Origin of the sequence: Streptomyces sp. NPDC053755 (assembly GCF_040677675.1) — a bacterium.
GTDB lineage: Bacteria > Actinomycetota > Actinomycetes > Streptomycetales > Streptomycetaceae > Streptomyces.
Window position 1 is genome coordinate 270,372 of the sequence record NZ_JBFASK010000003.1, and the last position, 6,857, is coordinate 277,228.

The window sequence follows — 6,857 nt, forward strand, 5'->3', positions numbered from 1 at the left end:
GGTGTGGACAAGCGAACCCCCGTGACCCGGACCGGAAAACGCCATCCTAGATCGCGTCCGGAGCGTCCCGCCCGGGCCGCGGCGTCCGGCGGGGGCCGGCCCGCGGAGCGGCTACTTGCAGACCGTCCCCGAGGCGGGGACCTTGCCCTGCAGGAAGTAGCCGTCGACCGTGTTCTGGACGCACTTGTTGCCGCTGTTGTAGGCGCCGTGGCCCTCGCCCTCGTACGTCACCTCCACGCCGACGCCCTTGCCCAGCGCGTCCACCATCGCCCGGGTGCCCTCGTACGGGGTCGCCGGGTCGCCGGTCGTGCCGAGGACCAGGATCGGGGCGGAGCCGGGAGCGGAGACGTCCGGGTGCTCCCAGGTGCCGGGCACCGGCCACTGCGAACAGCTCGCCAGGGCCCAGCCCATGAAGTCGCCGAAGACGGCCGAGGCCTCCCGGAACTCAGGGAGCCGTTCCTTCGCCTGCCCGAGGGTGTAGCGCTCCTTGAAGTCGCGGCAGTTGATGGCCGCGTTCGCCGCCTGGATGTTGCTGTAGTGGCCGTTCTCGTCGCGGCCGTTCATGGAGTCGGAGAGCGCGAGCAGCAGCCCGCCGTCGCCGCCGTCGGCCGCTTCCAGGCCCTGCTCCAGGTACTGCCAGAACTCCTTGGAGTACAGCGCCTGCGCGATGCCGTTCGTGGCCTGGGTCTGGGTGAGCTTGCGGTCCCCGATGCCCGCGATCGGCTTCTTGTCGAGCTCGGCGAGCAGCCCGGTGATGAAGGACTCGATCTCGGCCACCGTCGAACCGGGCAGGGCGCACTCGTCGCCGCGCGCCACGCAGTCCTCGGCGAAGTTGTCGAGGGCGAGCTGGAAGCCCTTGGCCTGGCCGAGGGCGCCCTCCTCGGTGCCGGAGGACGGGTCGACGACCGCGTCGAACAGGGTGCGGCCCACGTTCTTCGGGAACAGGTGGGCGTACACGCCGCCGAGTTCCGTGCCGTAGGAGATGCCGAAGTAGTTGAGCTTGTCGTCGCCGAGGACCTGGCGCATCAGGTCCATGTCGCGGGCCGCGTTCTCCGTCCCGACGTGGGGGAGCATGGCCCCGGACTCGGTCTCGCAGCCGCTCGCGTACTTCTTCTGCGCGTCCGACAGGGTGCGTTCCTCGGCCGCGTCGTCCGGGGTGAAGTCCAGGGCGTAGTACGCGTCCAGCTCCTTGTCGCTCTCGCACTCGACGCCCTCGCTGCGGCCGACCCCACGGGGGTCGAAGGAGACCAGGTCGTAGCGGGTGCGGAGCTTCTCGTAGTCCGCGGCGAAGGACGGCAGGCCGGTGATGCCGGAGCCGCCGGGGCCGCCGAAGTTGAAGACGAGGGAGCCGATGCGGTTGTTCCGGTCCACGGCCCGGGCGCGGATCAGGGCCAGCTCGACGGTCTCGCCGTCGGGATCGGCGTAGTCGCGGGGGGCTTTCATGAACGCGCACTCCCAGGTGGCGCCCCCCGGCAGCGGCGAGGGCGAGGGCCCGCCGCCCTGGGCCGCGGAGGGCGGCGGGCAGGGGGACCACTCCAGCTCCTGCGAGGCGAGCGCGGCGAGCGCCGCGGAACCGGTCGGCTTCGCCGGCTCGGCCGCCGTGTCCCCGTCGTCCGAGCACCCGGCGGCGAGCAGCACGGCTGACAGGGCGAACAGGGCGGCGCGCTGCGCGGCGGAGATCGGCATAGAGCCATCGTGGGCCGTGCGGGCCCGCCCCGCGCGGGTGGGTGGGCCACGCGGGTGGCGCAACGGCGGGCCGTGGAGGGGCCCGCCCGTCAGGCGCGGACCGGGCCCGACCCGTCACGGCTCAGAGCGCGCCCCGCTTCGTCAGCCAGTTGAAGCAGAGCCATCCGGGCAGGACGGGCAGCCACAGCGTCAGCAGCCGGTAGAGCAGCACCGCCGGGGTCGCGACCTCCAGGGGGAGACCGACCGCCACCAGGCCGAACGTCAGCGCGCCCTCGACCGCGCCGACACCGCCCGGCGTCGGCGCCGCCGAGCCGAGGGCGTTGCCCGCGAGGAAGACGACCGCCACGCTCGCGTAGCTGAGCCCCTGGCTGTCGTGGCCGAAGGCGCGGATCGAGGCGTCCAGGCAGAGCACGAAGAGACCGGTCAGCAGCAGCATGCCGCCGATGCCGGTGGCCAGCTTCATCGGCCGCTGCAGCACGTCGAGCATGCGCGGCACCACGCCCGCGAACAGCGATCGAAGCCGCGTCGACACGAACTTGCGCATGAACGGGATCGCGGTGACCACCAGGACCAGCACCGCCACCGTGAGCAGACCGGCGATGACCGTCCTCGACGGGGTGAACGACTGCGACTTCTCCGTACCGGTCAGATAGCCGAAGGCGAGCAGCAGCAGGATGTGGGCTCCGAGGCCGAACAACTGCGACGCGCCGACGCTCGCCACCGCGAGCCCCGGCCGTACCCCCGAGCGCTGGAGGAACCGGGTGTTCAGCGCCACTCCGCCGACCGCCGCCGGGGCGACGATCTTCACGAACGAGCCGGCGACCTGCGCCACGACCGTCCGCCAGAACCCCACCCGCTCCGGCACGAAACCGAGCAGGCTCATCGCCGCCGCCACATAGCTCAGCGCCGAGAACAGCACCGCCGCCGCCACCCAGCGCCAGTCGGCCTGGCTGATGGTCGACAGCGGGGTCCGGGCGATCTGCGACAGCAGGAAGTACGCGGCGACGGCGCCGGCGATCAAACTCACCAGGGTGCGCGGCTTGATCCGCTCCAGACGGACCGGCTCGACGGGCGCCTGGGGCCGGATCAGCAGCACCTGCTGACGGATCTGCGCGAGCAGGTCCTCCTCGCGGGCCTCGTCGAGCGCCTCGTCCAGCGCGCGCTTCTCGGCCTGCTTCTCCGCCTTCTCGATCCGCCGGTCCGACTTGCGGTCGATGCGGACGTCCCCCTCGCCGGAGGCCGCCTCCACGCGGGCCCGCTTCGCCGCCTCCGAGGCTTCGAGGACGGCCTCGCGCTCCCGCTTCGAACGCTCCCTGGCCAGTCTTCTGAGCGTCGCGCGTGTGGAGCGGCTCAGCGCGATCGGCTGGAGGAGGGGGAGGCAGTCGGCGATCGCGTCGGGACCGAGGATCGCCACCGCCGCGTCGACCGTCCGCTCGGCGCCGACCCGCAGGCCGAGGGTGGTGAGCAACTGGGCGATGTCCATCCGCAGGACCAGGTCGCCCGCGGCGATCTCACCGCCCCGCAGATCGGTCAGGATGACGTTGCCGGAACGATCCACCAGAATCGCGTCCCCCGCGAGCCTGCGGTGGGCGATCCGGCGCGACTGGAGTGCCCGCACCTGCCGCCAGGCGCTGCGCACCAGCTCGTCGGTGATCTCCTCGTCGTCCAGCGAGTCCAGGGTCCGCCCGCCCAGGTGTTCGTAGACGAGCATCACGGCGTCCGGGCCGAGCTCGGAGGTGGCGATCAGCTTCGGCGCGTTGGCCCCGGCGGCGATCGCCGCGTACGCCAGGAGGGCCTCCTGCTCCAGCGCCTGGCGCAGCGACACGATCGACCGGCGGGTGGTGATCGCGCGCAGAGTGATCCGCCGCCACACGCGGTAGAAGAAGCCGTGCGCCTGCTGCTCGCGGTCGACGACCGTGACGTCGAGCGGTGGCCCCTCCTCCAGCGTCACGATGTAGCGGCGGCCCCGGTCGCCGGAGTCCGAGGCGTCGGGCACCCCTTCCGCGCGCATCGCGGTGACCGGCCGGAAACCGACCCTGCGCAGGCCGGCGAGGAGTGTCTGACCGGTGGGGCGGACGTTGGGCGAGCCGACCGCGTACAGCGTCCCGTACGCCACGGTCCAGCCGATGAGGACGGTCAGGATGATCGAGAAGGCGGTGGTGTACCCGGCCACCAGCATCGTGAACGCGTCGAGCAGCAGGACCATCCACAGCACCACCCGCCAGCGTGGCCTGCGGGCCATGCCGACGGCGGTCATGTACGCGATGACCGGCGCGAGGTAGTTGTGCACGGGGTCCGTGAGCCCGCCGCCGGACTGCGGCTGGGTCAGCGCGTCCTGGATGGTGCCGGGCGCCGCCTTGGCGACCCAGAGGTCGGTGGCGAGGGTGACGCCGTGGGCGAGCACGGCGGCGAGGACGCCGTCGGCGATCCGCAGGCCGTCTCGTTTGATCAGCCGCTCGATGGCGAAGGCGACGGGCACGAGCAGGACGGCGATGCTGGAGACCAGTCCGGCGATCTTGACGAAGACGTCGGGCGCGCCGCCCGCGCCCTTGTTGATGTCCTGCTCCAGACCCGAGGTGGTGCCGTGGGCGAAGGCGGCGATGGCGACGACGAGGGCGATCGCGAGGACGCCGACGAGGAGCCGCATGAGGTCGGAGGGCCGGTGCACACGGGCGGCGAGCAGCGGCTCGTCCCCGGAGACCCGCTCACTGAGCTCGGGGTCGGGCTCGGGCTCCGGTACGGGCTCGGGTGCGGGGGTCGCCGGGGAGGCCGGGCCAGGGGGTGCGCCGGGCATGTCGGGGTGAGCCTCCTCCTCCGGAGGCTGAGCATCGTGCCCCATCACCATGTCCGTCTCTGCTTGTGCCGCTCGCGCCGCGTGCTGGTCTCGGTGTTCTTGTCGCGCTTGGTCTCGTATCACCCGTCACCGCCCGCACGATGGTGGCATGAAGCGGGGCCCGACGGAGGCATCAGGGTGTTGTCGGTGGGGTGAGGCAGGATGGTGCGGATGAGCGCCGAGGAACCTGAGGAACTTCCCGCGTACGCGGAACGGGTGCTGGAGGTCGCCGAGCTGATCCCGCCGGGCCGGGTGATGACCTACGGCGACGTGGCCGAATGGCTGGACGAGGGCGGACCGCGCCAAGTCGGCCGCGTGATGGCCCTGTACGGCGGCGCGGTGCCGTGGTGGCGCGTGGTGCGCGCCGACGGCGCGCTGCTGCCGGGACACGAGCTGCGCGCCCTCGGCCACTACCGCGCCGAGGGCACGCCCCTGCGTGAAGCGGGGCGCGCCGCCGAGGGGCACCTGCCCAAGCTCGACATGCGGCGGGCGCGGTGGGATGGCGGAACTCACACGTGACAGCTTCCGCCAAGGCAGGACGGCGCGGGGCGCGGCGGCGCCGCACGGATGACGACTCGGACGCCGTTCGTTTCCCGTAACGTCGTCGTTCGTCCCGAAGAGGCCCCCGGACGGTCTTCCGTACGGACATGCCTTCAGCACCAGCACACCATCCACCAGGACCGGCGATCCACGTGAGTACCTCCTCCACCACCCGACGTACGCGACGGGCCACCGGCGCGTACCGGCTGGTGCGTACCGCGCCGGCCCCGGTGGATCCCCCTCTCCTGGACGCAGCCCAGCGGGAAGTGGTTGACCACGACGGCGGACCGCTCCTCGTCCTCGCCGGACCCGGCACCGGGAAGACGACGACGCTCGTGGAGGCGGTCGCGGCCCGGATGGACAAGGGCGCGGACCCGGAACGGATCCTCGTCCTCACCTTCAGCCGCAAGGCCGCCGTGGAACTGCGCGACCGCATGGCGGCGCGGCTCGGGGGCGCCCGGCCGCCGCAGGCGACGACCTTCCACTCGTACTGCTACGCCCTGATCCGCGCCCACCAGGACGCCGACCTGTTCGCGGAGCCGCTGCGGCTGCTCTCGGGACCCGAGCAGGACCTCGCCGTGCGGGAGCTGCTCGCGGGCCAGATCGACCTGGAGAAGGCGGGCCTGGGCCGGGTCCGGTGGCCCGACGAGCTACGGGCCTGCCTGACCACCCGAGGCTTCGCCGACGAGGTCCGGGCCGTGCTCGCGCGCTCCCGGGAGCTCGGCCTGTCGCCGGGGGCGCTGGCGGAGTTCGCCCAGCGGGTGGGGCGCCCGGACTGGAAGGCGGCGGCCGGCTTCCTCGCGGAGTACCTGGACGTCCTGGACCTCCAGGGGGTCCTCGACTACACGGAGCTGGTGCACCGGGCCGTCCTGCTCTCGGAGAGCGTGACCCTGCCCGAGTACGACGCGGTCTTCGTGGACGAGTACCAGGACACCGATCCGGCCCAGGTGCGGCTGCTCGCCGCGCTGGCGGGCGGGACGGCGGGGGCGTCCCGCGGGGCGTCCGTGAAGGGCCGGGGGCGGGCGTCCGGCGGGCGCACGGTGGTCGCCTTCGGCGACCCCGACCAGTCGATCTACGCGTTCCGGGGCGCCGACGTCAACGGCATCCTGGACTTCCCCGACACCTTCCGGGGCCCGGACGGCCGGCCCGCGGACGTACGGGTCCTGACGACCTCCCGCCGCTTGGGCGCGCGCCTGCTGGCGGCGACCCGCCTCCTCACCCAGCGCATGCCCCTGCCCCGGCTCCCCGCCGACAAGGCCCGCGCCCACCGCGACCTCACGGCGGTGCGGGGCGGGGGGCGCGTGGAGACGTACACCTACCCGACCGCCTCCACCGAACTCGACAACATCGCCGACCTGCTGCGCCGCGCCCATCTGGAAGACGGCGTCCCGTGGCACGCCATGGCCGTCCTCGTCCGGGCGAGCACCCCGATACCGGTCCTGCGCCGCGCCCTCACCTCGGCGGGCGTCCCCCTGGAGACCGACACCGCGGACACCCCCCTCCGCCACGAACCGGCCGTGGCGCCCCTGCTGCTCGCTCTGCGCGCGGCGGCGACGGGGTCGGGGACGGAACCGGTGTCGCGGGGCGAGGTGGCGGGGGCCGAGGATGCCGGACCGGCTGGGGGGCCTCGGGCCGATGAGACCGCAGCGGGTGACGGGTCCGGCTCCGTAGGGGGCGCCGGCACCGCGGCGTCCGACGGGACCGGCGCCGGGGCGGCCTGGGGAGGCGACGGCGATACGGCCCGGGGAGGCGACGGCGATACGGCCCGGGGAGGCGACGGCGATACGGCCCGGGGAGG

The 6,857-nt window shown here is 73.3% G+C and carries 4 protein-coding genes; 2 read left to right on the forward strand and 2 right to left on the reverse strand.

Going from position 1 to position 6,857, the window contains the following annotated elements; translation table 11 throughout:
- Positions 1–111: 111 nt before the first annotated feature.
- Positions 112–1,686 carry an alpha/beta hydrolase gene (locus tag AB0K65_RS05840; RefSeq protein WP_365714470.1) on the reverse strand — a complete coding sequence of 525 codons (1,575 nt, stop codon included), beginning with the start codon at positions 1,684–1,686 and terminating at the stop codon, positions 112–114.
- A gap of 121 nt (positions 1,687–1,807) precedes the next feature.
- Positions 1,808–4,480, reverse strand: a complete 2,673-nt coding sequence (locus AB0K65_RS05845) for a lysylphosphatidylglycerol synthase domain-containing protein (RefSeq protein ID WP_365714471.1) — start codon at positions 4,478–4,480, stop codon at positions 1,808–1,810.
- 201 nt (positions 4,481–4,681) lie between these two features.
- Between AB0K65_RS05845 and AB0K65_RS05850 the strand changes: the two genes are divergently transcribed.
- Together AB0K65_RS05850 and AB0K65_RS05855 are read left to right on the forward strand one after the other, a co-directional pair.
- Positions 4,682–5,038 (forward strand): MGMT family protein, encoded by a 357-nt coding sequence (locus AB0K65_RS05850; RefSeq protein WP_365714472.1) that lies wholly within the window; start codon positions 4,682–4,684, stop codon positions 5,036–5,038.
- Between the two features lie 173 nt (positions 5,039–5,211).
- The coding region (locus tag AB0K65_RS05855; RefSeq protein WP_365714473.1) for an ATP-dependent helicase at positions 5,212–6,857 on the forward strand (1,646 nt) is incomplete at its 3' end.